This is a genomic window from Pseudomonas soli, assembly GCF_900110655.1.
Lineage (GTDB): Bacteria > Pseudomonadota > Gammaproteobacteria > Pseudomonadales > Pseudomonadaceae > Aquipseudomonas > Aquipseudomonas soli.
This window is the reverse complement of record NZ_FOEQ01000009.1, coordinates 19,081-44,776: the sequence shown is the minus strand read 5'-3', so window position 1 is coordinate 44,776 and position 25,696 is coordinate 19,081. Positions and strand designations below refer to the sequence as shown.

At 63.9% G+C, this 25,696-nt stretch carries 24 protein-coding genes; 15 read left to right on the top strand and 9 right to left on the bottom strand.

Features of this window, described 5'->3' with window-relative positions:
• Positions 1 to 29 precede the first annotated feature (29 nt).
• From BMY03_RS18750 to BMY03_RS26400, 5 genes are read right to left on the bottom strand one after another with little or no spacing between them, the layout of a single operon-like run.
• On the bottom strand, positions 30 to 1,256 hold the full coding sequence (locus BMY03_RS18750) for a hybrid sensor histidine kinase/response regulator (RefSeq protein ID WP_094011901.1): 1,227 nt from the start codon (positions 1,254 to 1,256) through the stop codon (positions 30 to 32).
• On the bottom strand, positions 1,250 to 1,825 hold the full coding sequence (locus BMY03_RS18745) for a chemotaxis protein CheB (RefSeq protein ID WP_023629511.1): 576 nt from the start codon (positions 1,823 to 1,825) through the stop codon (positions 1,250 to 1,252). Before BMY03_RS18745 ends, BMY03_RS18750 begins: the two co-directional genes overlap by 7 nt.
• A complete protein-coding gene (locus tag BMY03_RS18740) occupies positions 1,822 to 2,643 on the bottom strand; it encodes a CheR family methyltransferase (RefSeq protein ID WP_094011900.1) in 822 nt (273 codons plus the stop codon). The genes BMY03_RS18745 and BMY03_RS18740 overlap by 4 nt, the downstream gene beginning before the upstream one ends.
• Before the next feature lie 4 nt (positions 2,644 to 2,647).
• On the bottom strand, positions 2,648 to 6,118 hold the full coding sequence (locus BMY03_RS18735) for a response regulator (protein WP_038706310.1): 3,471 nt from the start codon (positions 6,116 to 6,118) through the stop codon (positions 2,648 to 2,650).
• The gene (locus BMY03_RS26400) at positions 6,115 to 6,285 is read right to left on the bottom strand and encodes a hypothetical protein (protein ID WP_158659606.1); all 171 of its coding nucleotides are present in this window, start codon (positions 6,283 to 6,285) and stop codon (positions 6,115 to 6,117) included. The genes BMY03_RS18735 and BMY03_RS26400 overlap by 4 nt, the downstream gene beginning before the upstream one ends.
• A gap of 87 nt (positions 6,286 to 6,372) precedes the next feature.
• Between BMY03_RS26400 and BMY03_RS18730 the strand changes: the two genes are divergently transcribed.
• Positions 6,373 to 6,723: a response regulator gene (locus BMY03_RS18730; protein WP_023629514.1), complete on the top strand. Its 351-nt coding sequence runs from the start codon at positions 6,373 to 6,375 to the stop codon at positions 6,721 to 6,723.
• A 140-nt stretch (positions 6,724 to 6,863) separates the two neighbouring features.
• Complete coding sequence (locus tag BMY03_RS18725) at positions 6,864 to 7,151, top strand: hypothetical protein (RefSeq protein WP_023629515.1); 288 nt, start codon at positions 6,864 to 6,866, stop codon at positions 7,149 to 7,151.
• 2 nt (positions 7,152 to 7,153) lie between these two features.
• Here the strand turns inward: BMY03_RS18725 and BMY03_RS18720 are convergent, their stop codons facing one another.
• The 3 genes from BMY03_RS18720 to BMY03_RS18710 all read right to left on the bottom strand — a co-directional run bounded on the left by BMY03_RS18720 (position 7,154) and on the right by BMY03_RS18710 (position 9,208).
• Complete coding sequence (locus tag BMY03_RS18720) at positions 7,154 to 7,414, bottom strand: DUF1652 domain-containing protein (protein WP_023629516.1); 261 nt, start codon at positions 7,412 to 7,414, stop codon at positions 7,154 to 7,156.
• 208 nt (positions 7,415 to 7,622) lie between these two features.
• Positions 7,623 to 8,528, bottom strand: coding sequence for a LysR family transcriptional regulator (locus tag BMY03_RS18715; protein WP_031314708.1), 906 nt, complete (start codon positions 8,526 to 8,528; stop codon positions 7,623 to 7,625).
• 137 nt (positions 8,529 to 8,665) lie between these two features.
• Positions 8,666 to 9,208: an RrF2 family transcriptional regulator gene (locus BMY03_RS18710; protein WP_094011899.1), complete on the bottom strand. Its 543-nt coding sequence runs from the start codon at positions 9,206 to 9,208 to the stop codon at positions 8,666 to 8,668.
• A 268-nt stretch (positions 9,209 to 9,476) separates the two neighbouring features.
• Here BMY03_RS18710 and BMY03_RS18705 point away from each other — a divergent pair, with 268 nt between their 5' ends.
• The 3 genes from BMY03_RS18705 to BMY03_RS18695 all read left to right on the top strand — a co-directional run bounded on the left by BMY03_RS18705 (position 9,477) and on the right by BMY03_RS18695 (position 14,348).
• Positions 9,477 to 10,679 (top strand): NAD(P)/FAD-dependent oxidoreductase, encoded by a 1,203-nt coding sequence (locus BMY03_RS18705; RefSeq protein ID WP_094011898.1) that lies wholly within the window; start codon positions 9,477 to 9,479, stop codon positions 10,677 to 10,679.
• A gap of 251 nt (positions 10,680 to 10,930) precedes the next feature.
• On the top strand, positions 10,931 to 12,556 hold the full coding sequence (locus BMY03_RS18700) for a methyl-accepting chemotaxis protein (protein ID WP_038706313.1): 1,626 nt from the start codon (positions 10,931 to 10,933) through the stop codon (positions 12,554 to 12,556).
• Positions 12,557 to 12,725: 169 nt separating this feature from the next.
• Positions 12,726 to 14,348: a methyl-accepting chemotaxis protein gene (locus BMY03_RS18695; RefSeq protein ID WP_094011897.1), complete on the top strand. Its 1,623-nt coding sequence runs from the start codon at positions 12,726 to 12,728 to the stop codon at positions 14,346 to 14,348.
• A gap of 85 nt (positions 14,349 to 14,433) precedes the next feature.
• On the opposite strand, the gene BMY03_RS18690 is transcribed toward BMY03_RS18695, so the two are convergent.
• Complete coding sequence (locus BMY03_RS18690) at positions 14,434 to 15,837, bottom strand: purine-cytosine permease family protein (protein WP_094011896.1); 1,404 nt, start codon at positions 15,835 to 15,837, stop codon at positions 14,434 to 14,436.
• A 316-nt stretch (positions 15,838 to 16,153) separates the two neighbouring features.
• Here BMY03_RS18690 and BMY03_RS18685 point away from each other — a divergent pair, with 316 nt between their 5' ends.
• The 10 genes from BMY03_RS18685 to BMY03_RS18640 all read left to right on the top strand — a co-directional run bounded on the left by BMY03_RS18685 (position 16,154) and on the right by BMY03_RS18640 (position 25,692).
• Positions 16,154 to 16,639, top strand: a complete 486-nt coding sequence (locus tag BMY03_RS18685; protein WP_023630914.1) for a flavin reductase family protein — start codon at positions 16,154 to 16,156, stop codon at positions 16,637 to 16,639.
• Positions 16,640 to 16,712: 73 nt separating this feature from the next.
• A complete protein-coding gene (locus BMY03_RS18680) occupies positions 16,713 to 17,756 on the top strand; it encodes an LLM class flavin-dependent oxidoreductase (RefSeq protein WP_038706314.1) in 1,044 nt (347 codons plus the stop codon).
• Positions 17,757 to 18,049: 293 nt separating this feature from the next.
• Positions 18,050 to 18,646 (top strand): amino acid synthesis family protein, encoded by a 597-nt coding sequence (locus BMY03_RS18675; RefSeq protein ID WP_023632164.1) that lies wholly within the window; start codon positions 18,050 to 18,052, stop codon positions 18,644 to 18,646.
• Positions 18,647 to 18,714: 68 nt separating this feature from the next.
• Positions 18,715 to 19,548, top strand: a complete 834-nt coding sequence (locus BMY03_RS18670; protein ID WP_094011895.1) for an alpha/beta fold hydrolase — start codon at positions 18,715 to 18,717, stop codon at positions 19,546 to 19,548.
• A complete protein-coding gene (locus BMY03_RS18665) occupies positions 19,545 to 21,026 on the top strand; it encodes an aldehyde dehydrogenase (protein WP_094011894.1) in 1,482 nt (493 codons plus the stop codon). Before BMY03_RS18670 ends, BMY03_RS18665 begins: the two co-directional genes overlap by 4 nt.
• A gap of 12 nt (positions 21,027 to 21,038) precedes the next feature.
• Positions 21,039 to 21,524 carry a flavin reductase family protein gene (locus BMY03_RS18660; RefSeq protein WP_094011893.1) on the top strand — a complete coding sequence of 162 codons (486 nt, stop codon included), beginning with the start codon at positions 21,039 to 21,041 and terminating at the stop codon, positions 21,522 to 21,524.
• Positions 21,525 to 21,629: 105 nt separating this feature from the next.
• A complete protein-coding gene (locus tag BMY03_RS18655; RefSeq protein WP_023632816.1) occupies positions 21,630 to 22,019 on the top strand; it encodes a carboxymuconolactone decarboxylase family protein in 390 nt (129 codons plus the stop codon).
• A gap of 89 nt (positions 22,020 to 22,108) precedes the next feature.
• Positions 22,109 to 22,861: a GntR family transcriptional regulator gene (locus BMY03_RS18650; protein WP_038706317.1), complete on the top strand. Its 753-nt coding sequence runs from the start codon at positions 22,109 to 22,111 to the stop codon at positions 22,859 to 22,861.
• A 2-nt stretch (positions 22,862 to 22,863) separates the two neighbouring features.
• Entirely contained in the window at positions 22,864 to 23,427 is a 564-nt protein-coding gene (locus BMY03_RS18645) for an NUDIX hydrolase (RefSeq protein ID WP_094011892.1), read from the top strand.
• A gap of 84 nt (positions 23,428 to 23,511) precedes the next feature.
• Complete coding sequence (locus tag BMY03_RS18640; protein ID WP_094011891.1) at positions 23,512 to 25,692, top strand: ATP-binding protein; 2,181 nt, start codon at positions 23,512 to 23,514, stop codon at positions 25,690 to 25,692.
• Positions 25,693 to 25,696 lie beyond the last annotated feature (4 nt).

The window sequence follows — 25,696 nt, the reverse complement described above, 5'->3', positions numbered from 1 at the left end:
TTCAATAAGTTGGCTATCAGACCGCAGCTTTATGCAGAGGTTGCCCGGGGCTGATCACAGGCATGCGGCAATACCGATAGCGGCAGCTGGACGGTGAACGTCGACCCAGTTCCAACCTGACTGTCGACCCGGATCCGCCCGCCATGGGCCAGGATGATCTGCTCGGAAATGTACAGGCCCAAGCCCAGGCCACCACTGGCCTGCTGCGCAGCGACACGCTCGAACTGCTGGAAGATCCGCTGCTGGTTCTGTACATCGATGCCGATACCTTGGTCCTGCACCTGTACACAGGCCATTGCGTCCTCTTCGAACACCCGCACTTGCACAGGCTTGCGATTTCCATAGCGCAAGGCATTGGACAACAGGTTGGCCACCACCTGTTCAATCCGGAACTCGTCCCACTCGCCCTGCAAGGCATCGCAGCGCTGCAGCTCGATAAAGGTGTCCACCGCGTTGGCCTGGGCGGTGAAGTTCTCCACCAGCCCCCGCACCAGTTGTCCAAGGTCGAAGGTGCGCGGCCGGATCGAAAGCTTGCCGGTGCGAATCCGCGACACGTCGAGCATGTCTTCGACCAGGCGGATCAGGCTGTTGATCTGGCGTTCGTCGCGCTCGACCATGGCCTTGAGCTTGTCTTCGCTGAACGCCGCCAGGTTGCCACGCGCAAGATGCATGCGACGCAACTGGGTTTCCAGGATCAGCCCGTTGAGTGGCGTGCGCACCTCATGGGAGACGATCGACATGAAGTCATCGCGCATGCGCACTGCTCGCTCCAGCTCGCCACGAGCCAGCTGCAACTGGTTGAGGAGCAGCTCCTGCTCCTGCCGGCTGTGTTCCAGGGCCTGCAGTTGGCGGTCCAGCGCCTTGCGTTGGCGGAACAGGTCGACGAATACCGACACCTTGCTCTTCACAGCCAAGGGTTCCAGGGGCTTGTGCAGAAAATCCACCGCTCCGCTCTCATACCCCTTGAAGGCATAGTTCATCTCGCGCCCGGCGGCGCTGACAAAGACGATGGGAATATTGCGGGTCTTCTCCATGCCGCGCATCAGCTCGGCCAGCTCGAATCCGTTCATGCCAGGCATCTGCACATCGAGAATGGCCAGGCCGAACTCGTGCTCGAGCAGGAGCGACAACGCCTCGTCGGCGGACTGTGCCTGATACACCTCGCGGTCATCGCCCTGGATCAGGGCGGCCAGGGCCAGCAGGTTTTCCGGCAGGTCGTCGACGATCAGCAGTTTCGCGGTGATGTGGCTTAGCATGCGCTGGGTTCCAGGGTAGCGAGCAACTGCCCGATACCGCTCAGGGAAAGAATGTGGTCCGGGTCGTGCAGGGCCAGTGCGGCCTCCGGCATCAACGCGACCTGTGCTTCGCGAGGGTCCTGGACTACCGTCCGGCCTCCGCTTTGTTTGATGCGTAAAAGCCCTTGGGCGCCGTCTTCATTGGCCCCGGTGAGCAATACGCCTAGCAGCTCCGAGCCGTAGGCGTCGGCGGCCGACTCGAAGAGAAAATCGATTGCCGGTCGTGAGAAATGCACCGGTTCTTCCTGGCTCAGCGACAGGCTGAAATCACGCTCCACCGACAGGTGGTAGCCCGGCCCCGCTACATAGATCAGGCCGGGCTCTATTCGCGCCTTGTCGAGGGCCTCGCGAACCGGTCGACGCAAGCGGCGTTGCAGCACCTCGGCCAGCTGGCTGTGCCGATCATCGGGCAGATGCAGCACGCATAATACCGGGATGGCGAAATCGCCGGGCAGCGCGCCGAGCACGCTGAACAGCGCCGACACGCCCCCCGCCGAGGCGCCAATCACAATCGCTCGCACGCTGTTCATGTCTTGCGGTAGATCCGCTCGGGCCGCACCAGCGGCTCGAAACGCTCGCCGTAGGCCGAGAAGTCCACCGACTCCTTGCTGCCCAGCACCAGAAAGCCGCGGTGGCACAGCGACTCGTGGAACAGCCCCAGGGCACGGTCTTGCAGCCCCTTGTTGAAGTAGATCAGCACATTGCGGCACGACACCAGTTGTGTCTCGGAGAACACGCTGTCGGTGGCCAGGCTGTGATCGGCGAAGGTCACGTTGTCGCGCAGACTGGCATCCATGATGGCGTTGCCGTAGGCGCTGGTGTAGTACTCGGAAAAGTCCCGCCGACCACCTGCCTTGCGATAGTTATCTTCGTACTCATGCATGACCTGCATGGAGTAGATGCCCTGCTTGGCACGCTCCAGCGAGTGCGGATTGATGTCGGTGGCATAAATGATGGTGCGTTCGAGCAGGCCCTCCTCGCGCAGCAGGATGGCCATGGAGTACACCTCCTCGCCGGTGCTGCAACCGGCGATCCAGATCTTCAGCGAGGGCCAGGTGCGCAGCAGCGGCACCACTTCGGTGCGCAGTGCCAGGAAGTGCCCAGGGTCGCGGAACATCTCGCTGACCGGGATCGTCAGGTACTGCAGCAACTCGAGGAACATGCCCGGGTCATGCAGCACTCGCTCCTGCAGCGACGATACCGTGCGGCAGTCGAACTGGCGCATGGCATGGAGGATCCGGCGCTTGATCGAGGCGCCGGAGTAATCGCGAAAATCGTAGCTGTACTTGAGGTAGATCGCCTCGATCAGCAGCCGGATTTCGATATCGGTATTGCGTTCACTGGTCAAGATTTCAGATTCGCTCCAATTGCGGCAGCCAGACTCGGATCAGCGAGAACAGGCGGTCCAGCTCGATCGGTTTGGCCAGGTAGTCATTGGCCCCGGCCTGCAGGCAACGCTGCTGGTCGTCCTTCATCGCCTTGGCGGTCACGGCGATAATCGGCAGCTTGCGCCAGCGCGGTTGCTGACGGATCAGGCGCGTCGCCTCGTAGCCATCCATTTCCGGCATCATCACGTCCATCAGCACCAGGTCGATGTCGTCGTTGGCTTCGAGGCACTCTATGGCCTCGCGCCCGTTGCGGCCGATCTCGACGATGGCACCCTTGTGTTCCAGGGCGCTGGTCAGGGCGAAGATATTACGCACATCATCGTCCACCAGCAGGATCTTGCGCCCCTCGAACACCTTGTCGCGGCTGCGAGCGGTCTTGAGCATGCGCTGGCGTTCGTTGGACAGCTGCGACTCGACCTTGTGCAAGAACAGTGTCACTTCATCGAGCAGGCGCTCGGGCGAGCGCGCGCCCTTGATGATGATCGAGCGCGAATATTTGAGCAGGTCGGCCTCCTCCTCGCGGGTGAGATTACGGCCGGTGTAGACGATCACTGGCGGGAAGCTACGGATATCTTCGGCGGTCATGCGTTTGAGCAGCTCGTTGCCGAGCATGTCGGGCAACTTGAGGTCGATGATCATGCAGTCGTAGATATTCTCGCGCAGCAGCGCCAGGGCATCCTGAGCCATTGCCACGGCAGTGATTTCGATATCGTCGTCGCCGATCAGGCGGGCAATGCTCTCGCGCTGCAGGTCATCGTCTTCCACCAGCAGGATGTGCTTGAGCTTCTGCGTGAGCTTCGCCTCCAGCCGACCGAACACCGCCTTGAGTTCCTCGCGGCTGGTGGGCTTGACTGCGTAGCCCACCGCCCCCATGTGCATGGCCGCCTCGACTCGGTCCTCCACCGAAATGATATGCACCGGAATATGCCGGGTGCCGGCCTGCTCTTTCAGGCGCTGCAGCACGGTAAGCCCGGAATGGTCAGGCAGGCGCATGTCCAGCAGGATGGCATCGGGCAGGTACTGGGCCGCCAGCTCGAAGCCCTCGTCGGCGGAATGGGCGACCAGGCAGCTGTAGCCCAGTTCGTGGGCGAGGTCGAAGAGGATACGAGCGAAATTCGGCTCATCCTCGATCACCAGGATGCAGCGGTTGCCGAATGGCGCCTGCTCGCGATCGTCGGCGAAGGCCGGCGTCGGGCGCTCGCTGCGTACGGTTGTCGCCATCGGCGGTGCCGGAGGCAGTTCGTCGACCGCCGGGCGCAGGCTGTGCACCTCGATCTGCTGGGTATCAGGCTCGAAATGCTCGGGAAGGACCAGGCTGAAAACGCTGCCCTGCCCCGGGGTGCTATCGACATCGATCTGCCCACCCAGCAGGTGCGCCAGGTCACGCGAGATGGACAAGCCCAGGCCCGTGCCGCCATAGCGCCGGTTGCTGGTGCCATCGACCTGGTGGAAGGCGCCGAAGATCGCCTGCTGCTGGTCGGCGGCGATGCCGATGCCGGTGTCGCGCACCGCGAAGACGATCCCCCGTCCCGCTTGATGGCTGATGCGCAGGCTGACCTGGCCACGCTCGGTGAACTTGATGGCGTTGGACAACAGGTTCTTGAGAATCTGCTCAAGGCGCTGACGGTCGGTGAACAGGGAAGCCGGCAACGGTTGCTCCAGTTGCACGGCGAAGGACAGCCCCTTGTCCTGCGCCAACGGTTGGAACATACCCTTCAAGCCTTCGACCAGCCGCTCCAGCGGAGTGTTTTCGGCGCGTACCTCCAGCTTGCCGGCCTCGACCTTGGCGATGTCGAGAATATCGTTGATCAGGTTGAGCAGGTCGTTGCCGGCCGAATAGATGGACTCGGCGAACTTCACCTGCTCCTTGCTGAGGTTGCCTTCGGCGTTCTCGGCCAGCAGCTTGGCCAGGATCAGTGAGCTGTTGAGTGGAGTGCGCAGCTCATGGGACATGTTGGCGAGGAACTCGGACTTGTACTTGCTCGAGCGCTGCAGGTCATCGGCGCGGGCCTGCAACTCGACCTGGGCCTGGTTCAGCTCGCCGTTCTTGCGGTCCAGCGCCTCGGTGCGCTCGGCCAGTTGTTCGTTGGTCTGCTCGAGTTCGGCCTGCTGGGTCTCGAGGTGGGCCTGGGACTCCTTGAGCACCCGCGACTGTTCCTCGAGCTCTTCGTTGGCGGTCTTGAGTTCCTCCTGCTGCACCTGCAGTTCTTCGTTGAGCTGCTGGGTTTCAGCGAGCACTTCCTGCAGGCGCTGGCGATAGCGGGCGCTTTCGATGGAGATACCCAGGTTTTCGGCGACGCGCTGCAGCAGCTCCAAGTCACGATCTTGCAGCGTGCGTAGGAATCCCAGCTCCAGTACGCCGTTGACCCGCGCGTCGTCCTGCGCCGGCACCAGCACACCGCTGCGAGGCAAGCCACGGCCCAGCCCGGAACTCAGGCGGTAGTAATCCTCCGGCAGCTCATCCAGGCGCAACAGCCGCCCCTGGGCCACCGCCTCGCCCAGCAGGCCGGCATGATCGCCGACGCGCGGTTCGCTGGCCTTCTGTTCGGCATCCAGACCATAGGCGGCGACCCGCACCAGCTGGCCATGCTCATCGCGCACATACAGCGCACCGACCACGCTGCCCAGGTAACCGGCGAAAAAGCGCAGGATATTGTCGCCAAGCATCGGCAGCGTCAGCTGGCCCAGCACCTGTTCGGCCAGCTGGGTCTGTCCGGCACGCACCCAGGCCTGTTGCTCCAGGCGCTCGGCGGCGCGTTGCTGGGCTTCGAGGTTTTCGACATAGCTTGAAGACAAGGCCAGCAAGTCACGCCGTCCGAGGTAAGCAAGCAACGCACTCAGGGCAACGATGAACAGCACGAACGCCGAGATCGCGGTCATGGTGACCGTGCTGACCGTCTCGTTGCGCGCCGTACGCAGTTGCTGCTCGGTGTTGATGAAAGTGTCGAACTCCTTGCGGATCTCGTCGGTCAGGCGCTTGCCGCGGCCACGGCCAATCGACGACGCCACATCACCCTGTTGGGTGCGCCGCTGGCTGATGACTTCGTTGCCGAAGGTGTTCCACTCGCGCTGCAGCGCCGCGATGCGGTCGATGCGGTCAACTTGCTGAGGGTTGTCGGCCACCATTGCCCGCAGGCTGTCCAGGCTGCCGAAGATGCGCGGCTTGGCCACCTCGTAGGGGTCGAGGAAACGCTCTTCGCCGGTCAGCAGATAGCCGCGCATGCCGGTTTCCATGTCGATCGACAGCTTGATCGTCTCGTTGGCATTGCCGATCACCCGATCGGTGTGCTCGACCCACTGCATGGCCGAAAGCAGGTAGTAGATCACCGCGACAAAGGCCACGGCGCCCAGTAGCCCCACTCCCAGGGGCAGGCCGACGTTGCGGCTCAGCAGTTTGCGAAAACTGCGTTGGTCCATCGAGGCTGCTTGAATCATGTGAAAGTGCCCGAGCGAAAAAAATCCATTGAACAGACCGGCGTCAACGTCGTGTAAGTGATGCCCTGCGCCAGACCAACCGCGAATACCGCGAGTCTAACCAGCTTTGGCAGATCTGGCAGGGCATTTAGCCAGTATTTGAAGCCTGCTTGCAGCAAACGTTCCATCTATTTGCGCATGCCGTTAAGCTTGGGAACTTCTGCCATGGCCCCGCGCACAGAGTAGAGACAATCCATCGAAACAGGACCCATGAAATGCACCTTCTGGTAGTCGAAGACGACGACATCGTTCGCATGCTGATAGTCGAAGTGCTCGACGAACTGGGCTATGCCGCCATCGAGGCCGACAGCGCTGCCGCGGCCCTCAAGATCATCGAGGATCCCACGCAACCGCTGGCGCTGTTGATGACCGACGTCGGGTTGCCCGACCTGCGCGGCGAGGAATTGGCGGCCAAGGCCCGGGAAAGCCGGCCGAATCTGCCCGTGCTGTTCGCCAGTGGCTACGCCGAGAGCTTCAACGTGCCCCCAGGCATGCACCTCATAGGCAAGCCGTTCAGCATCGACCAGTTGCGCGACAAGGTGCTGGAGATTCTCGGCCCCCCCTGAGCCGCCTGTTAGCAACTGGCTTAGCGGGTGCCGCGCATGCCAGGCCGAATGAGCTGCTTCAGCCTACTGAAATAATTTGAACGTCTGGCGCCTTTACGCTTCCAACTGCGAGCTATGCCTCTTTGAGTCGGAAAGCCACCATGAAGATGCCTTGTCGTGCCCCCTGCGCTTGCCTGGAACTGGATTTCGTCCGCGATACATTATTCGGTCCAATGGCCCAGCGTGCCATGTGCCAGGTCCAGTTGGCGGCACTTAGCCTGCAGGGCCGCCCCGCACTGCGCCTGCATATCGAGCCACCGTTACCTGCCAAGGTGGAGAAGGCGCACAGCGTCGCCTTCGCCTGGGAGGGACGCAATTATCGGGGCGTTGTCCGTGAACACGTCAAGTGCGGCGACGGCGGCATCAATCTGTTGCTCGAGTTGCAATGACCTCAGGCAATCGCTTTACGGGCCCCCGGCGGGGCATCACGTTGCGCCTTGACCCGACTCACAAGGTTCACCAGATCTCGACAGTTGTTGAGGTTGGCAATTGGCACCACTGCCACGGTAAGGCAATCGTCCGGACTCGAGCCCTGACCCAAGCGAATGGTGAGGTTCTCGCCATCGGCGCAGCTCACCTCGCAGTGGTCGGGCAGGCAAGCCTGCTCGATCATCTGCCGCATCTCAAGCATAGAAACGCCAATCAAAGACATGGTACGACCCTCTCTGTAGTGGATGGCCTGTCAGATGTGCTACGCCCTCGACCGGCAAGGTTGTCAGTCGAAGTTGAGCATCACCGGGCGCAGGTCCATTCGCCCCGGTAATGACAACGCCGAAGTGTCTCATGCACCTTAGTGGAAGAAACCACTGACCGGGCAACGTTCGGTCGTCTTCGCCCTACAGGCGACGGGCGGTCAGCACCTACATCCGTGCCAGCTCTTCACGGCAGAACTCCACGAATAGCTGCGCCGGCTTGGTCAGTTGCACACGCCTGAGGTGCGCCGCCGCCAACCCCGACAGCGTCACCGGCTCGGCGATCGCCAGCGTCACCAGCCGCTGCCCGTCGTAGGTGAATTCCGAGTGCGGCCGGGTCACCAGCAGCGAGAAACCAAAGCCCTGCCCGACCATGCCCCGGACCATCTCGATCGACGGGGAGCTGAAGACGATGTTCGGCGTCAGCCCCAGTTCGTTGAACAGGCTGACGAAATAGGTGCGGCTTGGGGCCACGTCGAGCAGGATCATCGGCTCGGGACACAGGTCACGCAGCGACACCTGGGCTTGGCCTGCGAAACGGTGCTTTTCCGGCAGCAGCACATAGGGCTTCTGTGGGGGCATCAGCGGCTCGGTCTCGATGGTGCCGTCCAGGTCATGGTCATAGAGGAACGCCAGGTCGAAGGTACCGGCCGTCAGCCCCTGGATCAGGTCCTGTTGCTCACCGTCGCGCAGGCGGATGTCCACCCCGGGGTAGCGCTCGCGGAAGCCGGCGATCAGCCGCGGCAGATACAGCGGTGCCACGGTCTCGAAACAGCCGATGTCGATCTGCCCGGCCACCGTGTCGTTGTCGGCCAGGGCGTTCTGCTCGAACTCGTGGGCCATCTGCAGCAGGGACCGGGTCTTGGCGTAGAAGCGCTTGCCGCTGGGCGTCAGCGACACGCCCTGGGCGTGATGGCGAATGAACAGCTGCACGCCGAAGCTTTCTTCCAGGCTCTTGATCGCCGTGGAGATCGACGGCTGGGCGATGTACAACTGGCGCGAGGCTTCGGCGACGCTGCCGGCCTCCACGGTGGTGACGAAGTACTTCAGTTGACGCAAGGTGTAGGAAGCCACGCTGACCTCTCTGGCGCCGTGGGCGGCGCGCGGGATATTCCTGTCAGCTTACCGCGCCTTGAGGCGCGCGGGCGGATCACCCAGGCAAGGATTTACCTGGGGGTTGAGCAGCATTTTCCGTGGTGGCCCAGGCCCAGTCAGACCACCTGCAACGGAATATCGCCAGCGCTGCCTTTGCCGTCGCGTCGCTCGCTCATCCAGTCATTGACCTTCTGCCCGAACTCAGCCGGCGCCTTGCGCCCGAACCGCCGTACCAGGTCGAGGATGGTCTGCTGGGCCAACGCCTCTTCCATGCGTTTCTGTGCCCCCAGCATCACCGCGTGAATGGCACAGGTGCCCTCGGTCGCCCAGCCCGGCGCCGAACCCTCGAACACCGCGCAGCGCTCGCGGATCTCCCGGCAATCGAAGAGCTTCTTCGGTCCATCGATGGCCGTGACGATATCCAGCACGGTGATTTCGTCGGAAGGCCGCGCCAGGCGAAACCCGCCGCGCACGCCTTCGGTCGCGGCAACCAGCCCGGCCCGGGCGAGCTTGGTGAAGACCTTGGCCAGGTATTCCTGGGGCACCCCCTGCAGCTCGGCCAGGTCACGCACGCTGGACTCGCGACTGTCGCCACGCTCGTCCACCAGGAACAGCAGGCAGTGGATGCCGTACTCGACGCCTGCACTGTAGAGGGACATATAAATCTCCGACTGATTTAGTCGTAAATTGTACGCCCGTCAGTGCTGGAAAGCAAAGCCGGGCGTAGCCGCCTGTCGTCGGGCTGGCCGGTCAAGACCCCGCTTTACGTCATTCAATACGCGGCATCCGCGCATTTTGTGGCGGTTGACGCACAACCCGATGCGTAAAAAACACTTGCCGAATTAAACTACGATCAATACAGTCGTAGTTATTCGACAAGTAGCACATGCTTCGTCGAAGCCCTTTCCTACCTTGCGGAGCACCTTCATGACCTCTCGTATCCTGATCATCGGTGCCGGCTTTGCCGGTGTCTGGAGCGCCCTGAGCGCCGCCCGCCTGCTCGACCAGGCCCAGCGCGGCGACGTGCGCATCAGTGTGCTGGCGCCGCAGCCGCAACTGCGGATCCGCCCACGCTTCTATGAAGCCGACGTGCACAGCTTGCAGGCGCCCTTGGAGGCCCTGTTCGACGTGGTGGGCGTGGAGTTCATCCACGGCACCGCCGACACCATCGACAGCGACGCCCGCCTGGTCGGCTACCGCGATACCAACGGGCACACGCACCAGCTCGCCTACGATCGTCTGATCCTCGCCGCCGGCAGCCAGGTGGCCCGCCCCGCCGTCCCGGGCCTGACCGAGCACACCTTCGATGTCGACCAGATGGAGTCGGCCACTCGCCTGGAGCAGCACCTGCACAGCCTGGCCAGCCTGCCCGCCTCACCGGCGCGCAACACCCTGGTGGTGTGCGGCGGTGGCTTCACCGGTATCGAAACGGCCACCGAGCTGCCATCCCGGCTGCGCGCCATCCTCGGCGAAGGCCAGGCCCGTGTGGTGCTGATCGACCGAGGTACCAGCATCGGTGCCGCGCTCGGCGCCGGCATCACCCCGGCCATTGTCAGCGCCAGCGAGCAGGCCGGGGTGCAATGGCTGACTGGCACCTCGGTGGTGGCGGTGGATGCGGGGGGCGTGACCCTGGATAACGGCGAATACATCGCCAGCAAGACTGTGATATGGACCGTTGGGGTCAAGGCCAGCCCGTTGACCGCCCAGGTCGCAGGCGAGCGTGACGGCTTGGGACGCCTGAAAGTTGATGATCACCTGAAAGTCATTGGGCAGGACTACATCTTCGCCACTGGCGATGTCGCCTGCGCCGCCGTCGACGACAAGGGCAACCTAGCGCTGATGAGCTGCCAGCACGCCATTCCCATGGGCCGCCATTCGGGCAACAACGCCATGGCCGAGCTGCTGGGCGTGGAGCCGGTGATCTATCGCCAGCCCAAGTACGTCACCTGCCTGGACCTTGGAGGGTGGGGCGCGGCCTACAGCGAAGGCTGGGAACGCGAACTGCACCTGCAGGGCCTGGAAGGCAAGAGTCTCAAGCGCCAGATCAACACGGTATGGATCTACCCCCCCGCAGCTGATCGCGCCCAGGCGCTAGCAGCTGCCGACCCCGCCATTCCAATCGTTGCATGATAAGAAAGGGCCGCTCTGCGGCCCTTTTTGCGACGCAATGAAGACTAACGGTCAGCAAGTGACGACATACCCGAGGGAACGAGCTTTCATTGAACGACTGGTCAATAATAGTGGCACTGTGTCATCATCCAGAAAAAAACAACATGAACCGTGAGGATATATCCCCTTTCGCAGTGCATCGAGAGCCCTTCCAGCCGAGCCCGGTCAGTCCGCGCTCTTGACGCCTGCCAGCCACCGTCAAGGAGCGTCGCATGCAGTTACGGAACGTTAAGATTGGCATTCGGGCAGCAGGAATGTTCACCCTGCTCGGGGTCCTGGTCCTGGTCATGGGCCTGGTCGCCCTGTACGAAACCCGCAGAATGGACAGCGCCACCGACGAGATCCGCATCACCTGGATGCCCGCGGTAATCGCCCTGGGCGAAGTCAGCAGCAACCTGGGCCGAGCCCGCGCCCTCACCTTGCGCAGTGTCCTGGAGGACAGCAGCAGCGCACGTCACACTACCCTGGACAAGATCGTCCAGGTCAACCAGCAGCTCGAAAGCGACCTCAAGGCCTACGAGCGCACCATCATCAAAGCCGACGACCGCGCCCTGTTCGATGCCTTCATCGGCCTCAGCGAGCGTTACCACGGCCTGCAGAAGGCCATTCGCAGCGCCGCCGGCAACGATCAGCTCGACGAAGCCCGCCGCCTGGTCAACGGCCCGCTGGCCGAATACGCCGACAGCATGATGAAGGCTCTGGGCGAACTGATCGCCTACAACACCCAGGGCGCCGAGCAGGCCTCGCAGCGCAGCAGTGCGGCCTCGGACGAAGCCTTTGCCCTGATCATCGGCGCCATCACCGTGATCCTGCTCGCGCTGGTCGCCATCGCCACCCTCCTCACCCGCAGCATCATCGTGCCGCTGGCCGACGCCGTCGCCGTGGCCGAGCGCGTCGCCACCGGCGACCTGACCCGCGAGATCACCGTGCTCGGCCGCGACGAGCCGGCCTTGCTGCTGCGCGCCCTGAACCGCATGCAGCACAGCCTGCGCGATACCTTGCGGCGGATCGCCGCCTCCTCCGACCAGCTGGCCTCGGCCTCCGAGGAATTGCACAGCGTTACAGAAGACACCAGCCGCGGCCTGCACCAGCAGAGTGCCGAGATCGACCAGGCTGCCACCGCGGTCAACCAGATGACCGCCGCTGTCGAAGAAGTGGCCAGCAACGCCGTGAGCACCGCCGATGCTTCCCAAGGCGCCGACCGCACAACTCGCGACGGCCGCGACCAGGTCAACCAGGCACTGGCCTCGATCCAGCACCTGGTCGATGACGTGACCGGCACCGCCGAGGAAATTGAGCAACTTGCCAGCCACGCCAACCAGATCAGCCAGGTGCTCGACGTGATCGGTTCGATCGCCGGCCAGACCAACCTGCTGGCCCTCAACGCCGCCATCGAGGCCGCCCGTGCCGGCGAGGCGGGCCGTGGTTTTGCCGTCGTCGCCGACGAGGTACGCGCCCTTGCCCACCGCACCCAGCAGTCGACGGCGGAGATCGAGCAGATGATCGGCGGCATCCAGACCGGCACCGAGCGCGCGGTCAACGCCATGCACAGCAGCCAGGGCCGCGCCGGCGGCACCCTGGAAGTGGCGCAATCGGCCGGCCGGGCCCTGGAACTGATCGCCGAGGCGATCGCCACGATCAACCAGCGCAACCTGGTGATCGCCACGGCCTCTGAACAGCAGGCCCAGGTGGCGCGGGAGGTCGACCGCAATCTGGTGAACATCCGCGACCTGGCGATGCAGACTTCGGCAGGCGCCAACCAGACCAGCGCTGCGGCCCAGGACCTTTCACGCCTGGCGGTGGAGCTGAACGCGATGGTGGCGCAATTCAAGGTCTGACCATTCGCAGCAGTGTGGGGCGCAGCCGTGCGCCCCCTTCCCATCACAATTCACGCAGATAAAAAGTCAGAAAAACTCGCAGTAGCGTGTGGTCTTCGCCGACTACTCCGTAAGTCGCCGCGCCACCATGCTCTTGACGTGTAAATTTATCTCACGTCAAGGAATATCCATGCTGCTTAGAAACATGAAAATCGGCAAAAGGGCTGGCTGTTTTTTCACCACCCTGGCTGTTCTCATTCTGTCCATGGGTGGGGTCGCAGTGTACGAAACCCAACGAATGGACAGTGCCACGGATGAAATCCGGGTTAACTGGCTACCGGCCATGATTGCGCTCAACGGCATTAGCTCCAGCCTCGCCAAGGAGCGTGCGGCCACACTGCGTGCTGCCCTTGAGGACAGCAGCGGCGAGGGAACGAGCCTGCACTTGCTTGGCAGCATTGAAGATACGTTGCGCAACAGCCTGAACAGCTACGAGTCGACCATCGATGGTCCGCAAGATCGCAACCTGTTCAGTGCCTTTCTCGAGGCGCGCAAGCAATACACCGACCTGCAGCTTCAGGTACTCGCGAACATCAACGAAGGCCGCATGACGCAAGCCAAGCAACAGATCAGCGGCCCGCTGATCCAGCGGGCGGACCATATGATGGACGCGTTGTCGACACTGGTTGATTTCAACTACAAAGGTGCGCACACCGCCTCGCAGCACAGCAGCGATGTTGGGGACGATGCCTTGCGGGCAATCGTCATTGCGCTGTTGCTGATCATTCTGGTGCTGGTCGCCGTCGCCTTGTTGTTCACCAACAGTGTCGTCACGCCGCTGGCGGAGGCCGTCATGGTGGCCGAACGTATTGCCATTGGCGACCTGACTCGCGAGATCGTAGTGGCTGGCCAGGACGAACCCGCGCTGCTGCTGCACGCTCTGCGCCGCATGCAGCAAAGCCTGCGCGAGACCATTGGCAAGATCGCCACCTCCTCCAACCGCCTGGCCTCGGCCTCGGAGCAGTTGCACGGCGTCACCGAGGACACCAGCCGTGACCTGCTGCTGCAGAGCACCGAGATCGACCAGGCCGCCACCGCGGTCAACCAGATGACCAGTGCCGTCGAGGAAGTGGCCAGCAACGCCGTGAGCACCGCCGAAGCCTCGCAAGACGCGGACCAGACCACCCGTGATGGTCAAGACCAGGTTAACCAGGCACTCGCTTCGATTCAGCACCTGGTCGACGACGTCACCGGTACCGCCACAGAGATCGAACGGTTGGCCAACAGCGCCAACGAAATTACCCGCGTGCTGGATGTGATCGGCGCGATTGCCGGCCAGACCAACCTGCTGGCGCTCAATGCCGCCATCGAGGCCGCCCGAGCTGGGGAGGCAGGCCGTGGCTTCGCCGTGGTCGCCGACGAAGTGCGCGCATTGGCCCACCGCACGCAGCAATCCACGGCGGAGATCGAGCAGATGATCGGCGCCATCCAGATCGGCACCGAGCGCGCAGTCAGTGCCATGCACAGCAGCCAGGGCCGCGCCAGCGGCACCTTGGAGGTGGCGCAATCGGCCGGCCGGGCTCTGGAGCTGATCGCCCGGACCATCGCCTCGATCAACCAGCGCAACCTGGTGATCGCCAGCGCCACTGAGGAACAGGCGCAGGTGGCACGGGAAGTGGACCGCAACCTGATGAATATCCGCGACCTGGCGATGCAGACAACCACCGGGGCCAATCAAACCAGCGTATCGGCCCAGGACTTGTCACAGCTGGCGCTGGAACTCAACGGGCTGGTCGCGCAGTTCAAGGTCTGAACGGCCTTACGACTATCGCGGGACACGCCTGCTCCTGCCGGCTGTGCGGGAGTAGGCGTGCCCGGCGATGAGTTTGTCGCAAATTTCAGGATTTGACGCCGACCACCCGCTGCGCCATTTCCGGCTGTGCCCGCGTTGCCAGGCAGTAGTACAGCGGCACTGTCACCAGCAGCCCGAACAGCCACGATAGGTCGGCTCCTTCGACAATGTTCGAATACGGCCCGACATACAGCGACGTATTGGCGAACGGCAGCTGCACCAGGATGCCGCAGGCATAGGCGATGATCGCGTGGTGGTTGAAGCGCCCGTAGATGCCGCCATCGGCGCGGAAGATCGAGGCGATGTCGTACTCGCCGCGCTTGATCAGGTAGAAGTCCACCAGGTTGATCGACGCCCACGGCACCAGCACCAGCAACAGCGCCAGGATCAGCCCGATGAACTGGCCGATGAAGTCGGCCGAGGCGTTCAGCGCCACGAGACCGCAACCCACCAGGATTACCCCCGCCAGCACCACCCGCAGCTTGATGCTCGGCGTCCAATGGGCGGCGAAGGTCTGGATCGCGGTGACGATTGACAGCACCGCACCGTAGAGGTTGAGGGCGTTGTGGCTGATGATGTTGAGCAGGAACAGCACCATCAGCACCGGGCCCAGCCAGCCGGTGGCCTGCTTGACCGCCACCATGGCGTCGGTGCCTTCCGGCACGCACAGCACCGCCACCGCACCGAAACTGAAGCACAGGATGGTGCCCAGGGTGGCACCGAGGTAGGTGGCCCAGAACGGCTTGGCGATGCCGACTTCACGGGGCAGGTAGCGCGAGTAGTCCGAGGTGTAGGGCGAGAAGCTGATCTGCCAGATGATGCCCAGCGACACCGTGGCAACGAAGCCGGACAGGTTGAACGCGCCGCGGCTGAAGAAATCGCCCGGCAGTTCCTGGGCGAACATCATGATGAAGCCGGCCAGCAGCGCCGAGCCCATCACCCAGGTGCCGACGCGGTTCAGCGTATGGATGAAGCGGTAGCCGATCACCCCGATGGCGGTGGCGCTCAGGGCGCCGATGACGATGGCGGCGGGCATCGGCACGCCGGGGGCGATGCCGTGGATCGACTTGCCGGCCAGGACGATGTTGGAAATGAAGAAACCGACGTAGATCAGTGCGGTGAAGAACACGATCAGCAGTGCGCCATAGCGCCCGAACTGGCCGCGGCTCTGCACCATCTGCGGAATGCCCAGCTGCGGCCCCTGCGCCGAGGCCAGGGCGATCACCACCCCACCCAGCAGATGCCCCAGCACGATGGCCAGCAGCCCCCACAGCAAGTTCAGATGGAACACCTGGACCACCATGGCACCAGTGACAATCGGCAGCGGCGCGATGTTGGTGCTGAACCACAGGGTGAAAAGGTCGCGCGCCTTCCCATGGCGCTCGGACGGTGGCACGTAATCGACCGTGTGTTGCTCGACGAGATGGTGTTGCGACGACGGTTGGGACATAGGATTCAGCTCGAAAGGTCGTTTTTATCGTTGTATGGAAACCGCTCGGGGCGGCCTCTCAGCTGCAGACCATATTATGGTATTCCAACAGTTTGACAACACTGCACTGCTCATTTTCAGCGCAACTGATCCGCTCCTTGCACCGTCACGCAGCACGAATGTCTACACCAAGGCCAGTAATTACGGGGTTTGCACCGTTTATCGTGAACTCCAGGCCACAGAAAATTCCGCTTGCAATATAGGTATTACGGTATACCATCAGACACATCAACGATAAAAACCGCGGACCACCGCAGCCTTTTCAGAGGTACACGAGATGATCGACGCAACCGTCTACAAGCACGTCCTGGGTTCCTTCCCCTCCGGCGTAACCGTCATCACCACCCTGGACGACGACGGCTCGATCGTCGGCCTCACCGCCAGCGCCTTCTCCTCCCTGTCCATGGACCCGCCGCTGGTGCTGTTCTGCCCCAACTACAGCTCCGACTCCTACCCTGTCCTGATGAAGAACAAGCGCTTCGCCATTCACCTGCTCTCCGGTGAACAGCAGGCCGAGGCGTATGCGTTCGCGAAAAAAGGCAAGGACAAGGCCGTCGGCATCGAGTGGACCCTGAGCGAACTGGGCAACCCGATCCTGGCCGGCGCCACCGCCGTGATCGAATGCGAACTGTGGCGTGAATACGAAGGCGGCGACCACGCCATCATGGTCGGCAAGGTACACAACCTGATCGTCCCCCAGGAGGCGCCCCGCCCGATGGTCTATTGCCGCGGCAAGATGGCCAGCCTGCCGGCCTTCGCCTGAACCCTGACGACCGATTCCACTTAGAGCGCCTGCCCCGGCGGGCGACAACAACAAAGCTCCGAGGAAAAGCCCCATGAAATTTTCGCTGTTCGTGCACATGGAACGTTGGGATGAGCAGGTCAGCCACCGCCAGCTGTTCGAAGACCTCACCGAACTGACCCTGATGGCCGAAGACGGCGGTTTCAGCACCGTGTGGATCGGCGAACACCACGCCATGGAGTACACCATCTCGCCGAGCCCGATGCCGCTGCTGGCCTACCTGGCCGCGCGCACCGAGAAAATCCGCCTGGGCGCCGGCACCATCATCGCGCCCTTCTGGAACCCGATCCGCGTCGCCGGCGAATGCGCCCTGCTCGACGTGATCAGCAATGGCCGCATGGAAGTGGGCCTGGCCCGTGGCGCCTACCAGTTCGAGTTCGACCGGATGGCCGGCGGCATGCCGGCCACCGACGGCGGCAAGGCCCTGCGCGAAATGGTCCCGGCGGTGCGCCAGCTGTGGCAAGGCGACTATGCCCATGAAGGCGAGATCTACAACTTCCCCACCTCCACCAGCGTGCCAAAGCCGGTCCAGCAGGGCATGCCGCCGATGTGGATCGCCGCCCGCGACCCGGACTCGCACAACTTCGCCGTGGCCAATGGTTGCAACGTCATGGTCACCCCGCTGATGAAGGGCGACGAAGAGGTGCTGGACCTGAAGAACAAGTTCCAGGCCGCGCTGGACAACAACCCGGACGTGCCGCGCCCACAATTGATGGTGCTGCGCCACACCCACGTGCATAGCCCTGCCGAGCCGGACGGCTGGAAGGTCGGCGCCCAGGCAATTTCACGCTTCTACCGCACCTTCGATGCCTGGTTCGGCAACAAGAGCGTGCCGGTCAACGGCTTCCTCGAGCCAAGCCCTGAATCGAAGTTCGCCGAGGTGCCAGCCTTCGCGCTGGAGAACATCCGCAAGAACACCATGATCGGCACCCCTGAAGAAATCATCGCGCGCATCAAGTACTACCAGGAGCTAGGCGTCGACGAGTTCAGCTTCTGGTGCGACAACAGCCTGCCCCATGCCGAGAAACGCAAGTCGCTGGAGCTGTTCATCAAGGAAGTGGTCCCGGCGTTCGCCTGAATTCCCTTTGCCTGATTGATTGCGGGGACCAGCCCGCTCGCGTTGGCCCCCGTGGCCGGCGCGAGCGGGCTTTTTTTGCGGGTCGCCTTGAAATGTTCGTCGGGGCAGGTTCTGCACCTGTGAGATCGAGCGCCGCGCGGGGGGCGCTCGATAGATGCATCGCCTCCGAATCCAAGCCAGGCACACAGCCTTTCGTCCTCCGGTGAGAGAAATTTTCGACCGGCTCTTGCACATCGAATATTATGGTATACCATCAGACAACAAGAGCTGATAACCCTAACCAGGAGCCCCCCATGAGTTTCGAAATCCGCAAGATCGTCACCTACTCCGAAGAGACCCGCATCGAAGGCGGCAAGGCCACCGACAAGCCGGTGACCATGGTCGGCCTGGCCGTGGTGATCAAGAACCCATGGGCTGGTCGCGGCTTCGTCGAAGACCTCAAGCCGGAGATCCGCGCCAACTGCTCCGCACTGGGCGCGCTGATGGTCGAGCGCCTGACCGCCGCCATCGGCGGAGCCGACAAGATCGAGGCCTACGGCAAGGCCGCCGTGGTCGGCGCCGACGGCGAGATCGAGCACGCCTCGGCGGTGATCCACACCCTGCGCTTCGGCAACCACTACCGCGAAGCCGTGCAGGCCAAGAGCTACCTGAGCTTCACCAACAAGCGCGGCGGCCCCGGCACCTCGATCCAGATCCCGATGATGCAGAAGGACGACGAAGGCCTGCGCTCGCACTACATCACCCTGGAAATGCAGATCGAAGATGCGCCACGTGCCGACGAGATCGTCGTGGTACTGGGCGCCGCCGACGGTGGCCGCCTGCACCCACGCATTGGCAACCGCTACATCGACCTGGAAGAACTGGCTGCCGAAAAGGCCAACGCTCAATAACAACAACCAAGCCGGGCCTGGGCGTGGCGTGCATACCCGCCGCGCCCGACCTTCAAGGAGCGCCCTCCATGATTCAGCCTGTCGCTGAACGTACACCGGCCGGGACCAGTTACCTGGACCTGGGCCAGGGCCAGCCCGTGGTACTGATCCACGGCGTGGGCCTGAACAAGGAAATGTGGGGCGGGCAGATCGTCGGCCTGGCCAACGACTATCGCGTCATCGCCTACGACATGCTCGGCCATGGCCAGAGCCGCGTGCCCAGCGCCGATACGCCGCTGGAAGGCTATGCCGAGCAGCTCGCCGAACTGCTCGACCACCTGCAGGTCGCTCAGGCCTGCGTGATCGGCTTTTCCATGGGCGGCCTGGTGGCACGCGCGTTCGCCCTGGACTACCCGCAACGCCTGGCCGCGCTGGTAATACTCAACAGCGTCTTCAACCGTACTCCCGAGCAGAGCGCCGGGGTGATCGCACGCGCCGCGCAAGCCTACGAACAGGGTCCAGACGCCAACGTCGATGCCGCCCTCGAGCGTTGGTTCAGCCGCGAGTACAAGGCCGCCAACCCGGCCCAGGTCGCCGCCATCCGCCAGATCCTGGCAAGCAACGACCCGCAGGGCTACCACACCACTTACTCGCTGTTCGCCACTCAGGACATGTACCGCGAAGCCGACCTGAGCAGCATCCAGGTACCGACGCTGATCGCTACCGGCGAGCTCGACAGCGGTTCCACCCCGGCCATGACCCGCCAACTCGCCGCGCGAATTCCCGGCGCGCAGAGTGTGGTCCTGGCCGAGCAACGGCATATGATGCCGGTGGAAGCACCGCGCGAAGTCAACAAGATGCTGCTGGACTTCCTCAGGCAGGCCCGCACCCTCACCGAATCCGCCAAGGGGATAGTTGCATGACCCTCGTTCGTTTCCAGATGTGCATCGATGGCCAATGGCGCGATGCCCAGAGCGGCAAGACCTTCGACAGCCTTGACCCGGCCACCGCCAAGGCCTGGGCGCAACTGCCAGATGCCGGCGAAGCCGATGTCGAGCTCGCCGTACAGGCCGCCCAGCGCGCCTTCGAAGGCAAGGCCTGGCGCGGCCTCACTGCCACCGCCCGGGGCAAGCTGCTGCGCCGCCTCGGCGACCTGATTGCCGAGAACAAGGAACACCTGGCCCAGTTGGAAAGCCGCGACAACGGCAAGTTGATCCGCGAGACCCGCGGCCAGGTCGGCTACCTGCCGGAGTTCTTCCACTACACCGCGGGCCTGGCCGACAAGCTCGAAGGCGGCACCCTGCCGCTGGACAAGCCCGACCTGTTCGCCTACACGGTGCACGAGCCGATCGGCGTGGTGGCCGGGATCATCCCGTGGAACAGCCCGCTGTACCTCACCGCGATCAAGCTGGCCCCGGCCCTGGCCGCCGGCAACACCATCGTGCTCAAACCCTCGGAGCACGCCTCCGCCACCCTCCTCGAGCTGGCCCGCCTGGCCCTGGAAGCCGGCTTCCCGGCTGGCGTGGTCAACGTGGTCACAGGTTACGGCCCAAGCACCGGCGCGGCGCTGACCCGCCACCCGCTGGTGCGCAAGATCGCCTTCACCGGCGGCGCTGCCACCGCCCGCCACGTGGTGCGCAGCAGCGCCGAGAACTTCGCCAAGCTGTCGCTGGAACTGGGCGGCAAGTCGCCGAACATCATCTTCGCCGACGCCGACCTGGACAGCGCCATCAACGGCGCCGTGGCCGGCATCTATGCCGCCTCCGGGCAAAGCTGCGTGGCAGGTTCGCGCCTGCTGGTGCAGGACGATATCTTCGACGAGTTCGTCGAACGCCTGATCGCCCGCGCCAAAAGCATCCGCATCGGCAACCCGCAGGACGACAGCAGCGAGATGGGCCCGATCGCCACCGCCCAGCAACTGGCGGTGATCGAAGGCCTGGTGGCCGCGGCCAAGGCCGAGGGCGCCACCTTGCGCATGGGTGGCAAGCGCGCCGAGGTCGAAGGCGATGGCTGGTTCTACGAGCCGACCCTGTTCGAGTGCGACAGCAACTCGATGACCATCATGCAGGAAGAAGTGTTCGGCCCGGTCGCCGCGGTGATCCGCTTCAAGACCGAGGAACAGGCCCTGGCAATGGCCAACGACTCGCAGTTCGGCCTGGCCGCCGGCATCTGGACCCGCGACCTGGGCCGCGCCCACCGCCTGGCCCGTGACGTGCGCTCGGGGATCATCTGGGTCAATACCTACCGCGCCGTATCGGCCATGGCCCCCATCGGCGGCTTCAAGAACAGCGGTTACGGCCGCGAGAGCGGCATCGACTCGGTGCTGGCCTACACCGAGTTGAAGACGGTGTGGATCAACCTGTCCACCGCGCCCATGCCCGACCCCTTCGTGATGCGCTAGGAGAACGCCACCATGATCGAACCTGGCATCTACAAAGACGTGATGGGCTCGTTCCCGTCCGGCGTCACCGTGGTTACCACCCTGGACGCCGACGGCGGCATCGTCGGCATCACCGCCAGCGCGTTCAGCGCGCTGTCGATCGAGCCGGCGCTGGTGCTGTTCTGCCCCAACTACGCCTCCGACACTTACCCGATCCTGCGTGACAGCAAGCAGTTCGCCATCCACCTGCTGTCCGCCGACCAGACCGCCGAGGCCTATGCCTTCGCCGGCAAGGGCAAGGACAAGGCCAAGGGCATCGACTGGCAGTTGAGCGAGCTGGGCAACCCGCTGCTGACCAAGGCCACGGCGATCATCGAGTGCGAGTTTTGGCGCGAGTACGACGGCGGCGACCACGCGATCATCGTCGGCCAGGTGAAGAACCTGGTGCTGCCCGAGCAGCCGGTCACCCCGATGGTCTACCACAAGGGCAAGCTCGGCGCGCTGCCGCCGCTGGGCTGACACTCGCGGGGGCGCTGTGCGCCCCACAGTTTCCGGGGGCCGCGCATACCCCTTCACCCTCGGTTGCGGCCCCCATTTTTATTCAACGTTCAAGGACCTCGGCAGATGAGTAACGAAAAGTACGAGAAAGGCCTGCAGATCCGCACACAAGTGCTCGGCGAAGACTACGTCAACCGCTCGATCGAAAACGCCGACGAGTTCACCCAGCCACTCCAGGAGCTGGTCACCGAGTACTGCTGGGGCCATGTCTGGGGCCGCGATGGCTTGTCGCTCAAAGAGCGCAGCATGATAAACTTGGCGATGATTTCCGCGCTCAACCGGCCCCACGAGCTCAAGCTGCACATCCGCGGCGCGCTGCGTAATGGCCTGAGCCGCGAACAGATTCGCGAGATCCTGCTTCAAGTCGGCATTTACTGCGGCGTGCCCGCGGCGGTGGACAGTTTCCGCCTGGCCCGCGAAGCGTTCGCCGAAGCCGATGCGCAATCCACCCGTTAACAGCGGGCTGTGTGAACCACTGCAAGGAATGCCCCGGTTCAAGGCATTCCGCGATGTTGGCGCAACAGCCGCATAGAAGAGCGCCCCTGATGAAACGCCAGCCCCTCGACGACAGCTTCAAGGTCAACCGCAACCCCGTCACCCTGCGTGAAATCGTGCTCGACAAGCTGCGCGGCGCGATCATGAACTTCCACCTGCTACCAGGCGATCGCCTGGTCGAGCGCGACCTCTGCGAGCGCCTGGGCGTCAGCCGCACCTCCGTGCGCGAGGCCCTGCGGCACCTGGAGTCCGAAGGCCTGGTGGAGTTCGCCGACGCCAAGGGTCCTCGGGTGGCGATCATCACCCTGGAAGACGCCCGTGATATCTACGAGCTGCGTTGCGTGCTCGAAGGCCTGATCGTGCAACTGTTCACCCTCAACGCCAAGGCCAAGGACATCCGCGCCCTGGAGCGCGCCCTGGAGGTCAACCGCGAGGCGCTGGAAGACGGCGAGCTGCAGCAGGTGCTCGACTCGGTGCAAGGCTTCTACGACGTGCTGCTCGAAGGCTCGGGCAACCAGGTCGCCGCCCAGCAGTTGCGCCAGCTGCAGGCGCGCATCAGTTACCTGCGCGCCACCTCGGTGTCCCAGGAGAACCGCCGGGGCGCGAGCAACCGCGAGATGGAAAAGATCGTCGAGGCGATCAAGGGCGGCGACCCCCTGGCCGCCCACCAGGCCTCGGTCGACCATGTGCGCGCCGCCGCCAAGGTCGCCCTCGACTACCTGCGCCAGAAGCAGGACGACAACGCCAAGGTCCGCGATATCGTCGCCCCCCTGCCCCTCAAGGACCCTCGCATAGGCCACTGACCATGCCCACCGCCCCGCGCTACTGCCCGCACTGCACCACGGAACTGGCCCGGGGCGTCCCCAACGGCGACACCCACGAACGTCTTCACTGCGCCGGTTGCGGCTACATCCACTACATCAATCCGAAGATCATCGCCGGCTGCATCATCGAGCGCGACGGCAAGTACCTGCTGTGCCAGCGCGCCATCCCGCCGCGCCCCGGGACCTGGACCCTGCCAGCCGGTTTCATGGAGGCCGGCGAGACCACCGAGCAGGCGGCGCTGCGCGAGGTGTGGGAAGAGAGCGGCGTGCGCGCCGACATCGTCTCGCCCTACTCGATCTTCAGCGTGCCGCAGATCAGCGAGGTGTACATCATCTTCCGCGCCGTGGTCACCGAGGAGACCGGCCAGTACGGGCCCGAGACCTTGGACTACCGCTTCTTCGAGCCGGACCAGATCCCCTGGGACGAGATCTACTACCCGGCGATCCGGCAGATCCTCGAACGCTACATCCTCGAGCGCCAGGCCGGGGTGTACGGCATCTACATGGGCAACGACGATACCGGCAAGGTGCATTTCATCCGCTGAGGCGACAGCGCATACAAATCCCTCGCCAAGCGTCGCGTCTCGGTGCAACCTGATGATCCCACACAAAAGGACCGGCAAGCGTTCATGGCGAAATGGCTAGACGGCGGCGGGCTGATGGCCGCGCGCATCCGCAACCACGACTGGGCGGCTACGCCCCTTGGGCCTCTGGACGGCTGGCCCGACGTGCTCAAGACCAGCGTCGCCCTGTGTCTGGCCTCGCGCTTCCCCCAGGCCGTGCTCTGGGGCGATGCGCTGCTGACCCTGCACAACGACGCCTTCAGCGAAATCCTCGGCAACAAGCCCACGGCCCTCGGGCGCCCCTTCAGCCAAGTGTGGCAGGAAGCCTGGAGCGATATCGGCCGCATGGCCCGGCGCGCCCTCGACGGCGAAGCGGTGTACATCGAAGACTTCCCGCTGACGATCGAGCGCCACGGCAGCCCGGAGCGCGCCTATTTCACCTTCTGCTACAGCCCCGTACGCGACCACGACGGCAACGTTGTGGGCATGCTCGACACGGTCACCGAAACCACCGCGAGCGTGGTGGCCAACCGCCGCCTGAACTTCCTCGACAGCCTCGGCCGGGCCACCGCGCACGCCACCGATCCCGAACGGATCATGGCAACCACCACCCGCCTGCTGGGCGAGCACCTGAAATTGTCCAGCTGCGCCTATGCCGTGATGGCGTCCGACGAGGACGGTTTCACCATCTGTGGCGACTGGGTTGCACCGGGCTCGCCACGGCTGGTCGGCCAGTATCGCCTGGCCCCCTTCGGCGAACTGGCCGTCAGCCGCCTGCGCGCAGGCCAGGCGCTGGTGATCGATGACAACCTCAGCCAGTTGCCGGCCGCCGAGTCGGCGACCTTTCAGGCCATCGGCATCACCGCGACCATCTGTATGCCGCTGATCAAGGAGGGCCGCCTGACGGCGCTGATGGCCATCCACGACAAGCGGCCCAGGGCCTGGACCCGCTACGAACAGACCCTGCTTGGCGAAGTGACCGAACGCTGCTGGGCGCATATCCAGCGGGTCCAGGCCAACGCCGAGGTGCGCGAGGCGATGACGGCATTGGAGGCGCTCAACGCGACCCTCGAGCAGCGTGTCGAAGAACGTACCTGCCAGTTGCTGCACACCGAAGCGGTCCTGCGCCAGACCCAAAAGCTCGAGGCCATCGGTCAGCTGACCGGTGGCGTGGCCCACGACTTCAACAACCTGCTGACCATCATCCGCTCCTCCATCCATTTCCTGCAGCGGCCGGACCTCGACGACAACCGGCGCAGCCGCTACTTCAAGACCGTCTCCGACACCGTCGACCGCGGCGCCAAGCTGACCGGGCAACTGCTCGCCTTCGCTCGGCGCCAGGCGCTCAGCCCCCAGGTGTTCGACGCAGGCCCGAGGCTCGAAGCAATGGCCGAGATGCTCGATACCGCCACCGGCGCGCGCATCCAGGTGAGCCTGGAACTGCCCGACACGCCCTGCCACGTGCACGCCGACCTCGGCCAGCTGGAAACCGCGGTGATCAACCTGATGATCAACGGCCGCGATGCCATGGCGGGCGCGGGCACCCTGCGCTTGCGCCTGGAAGCCGACCAGCCCATGCCGGCGCTGCGCGGCCAGGCCGCCCAGGCCGGGCCATTCGCCGCGATCTCGGTGATCGACAGTGGCGTGGGTATCGCCCCGCACCTGCAGGAGCGGATCTTCGATCCATTCTTCACCACCAAGGGCGCGGGCCAGGGTACCGGGCTCGGCTTGTCCCAGGTGTTCGGCTTCGTCAAGCAGTCGGGCGGCGATGTCCAGGTCAGCAGCGGCCAAGGCAAAGGCACTACCTTTACCCTGTATCTGCCCCAGGTACCTCAGGCAGCGGTCGAGGACATCGCCACGATGCCAGCGCTAGAGCCCTCTGGCGAGTCCCGACATATCATGGTGGTGGAGGACAACCCGGATGTCGGCAGTTTCATCGCGCAGATCCTGCGCGATCATGGCTATCGGGTCAGTTGGGCGGTCTCGGCCGAGGATGCGCTGATACAGATCGCCTCGACACAAGGCGGGTTCGACGTGGTGTTCTCCGACGTGATGATGCCGGGCATGGGGGGACTGGCCCTGGCCTTGGAGTTACAGCGCAGCCAGCCGCAGTTGCCGGTGATCCTCACCTCCGGCTACAGCGAGGCGATTGCCGAAGGTGGCCACCAGGGTTTCGCCTTTCTCGCCAAGCCCTATTCGGCCGAGCAGGTGTGCCGAATGCTGGAGGAGGTGCTGCGGCGGCAGTGAGCGC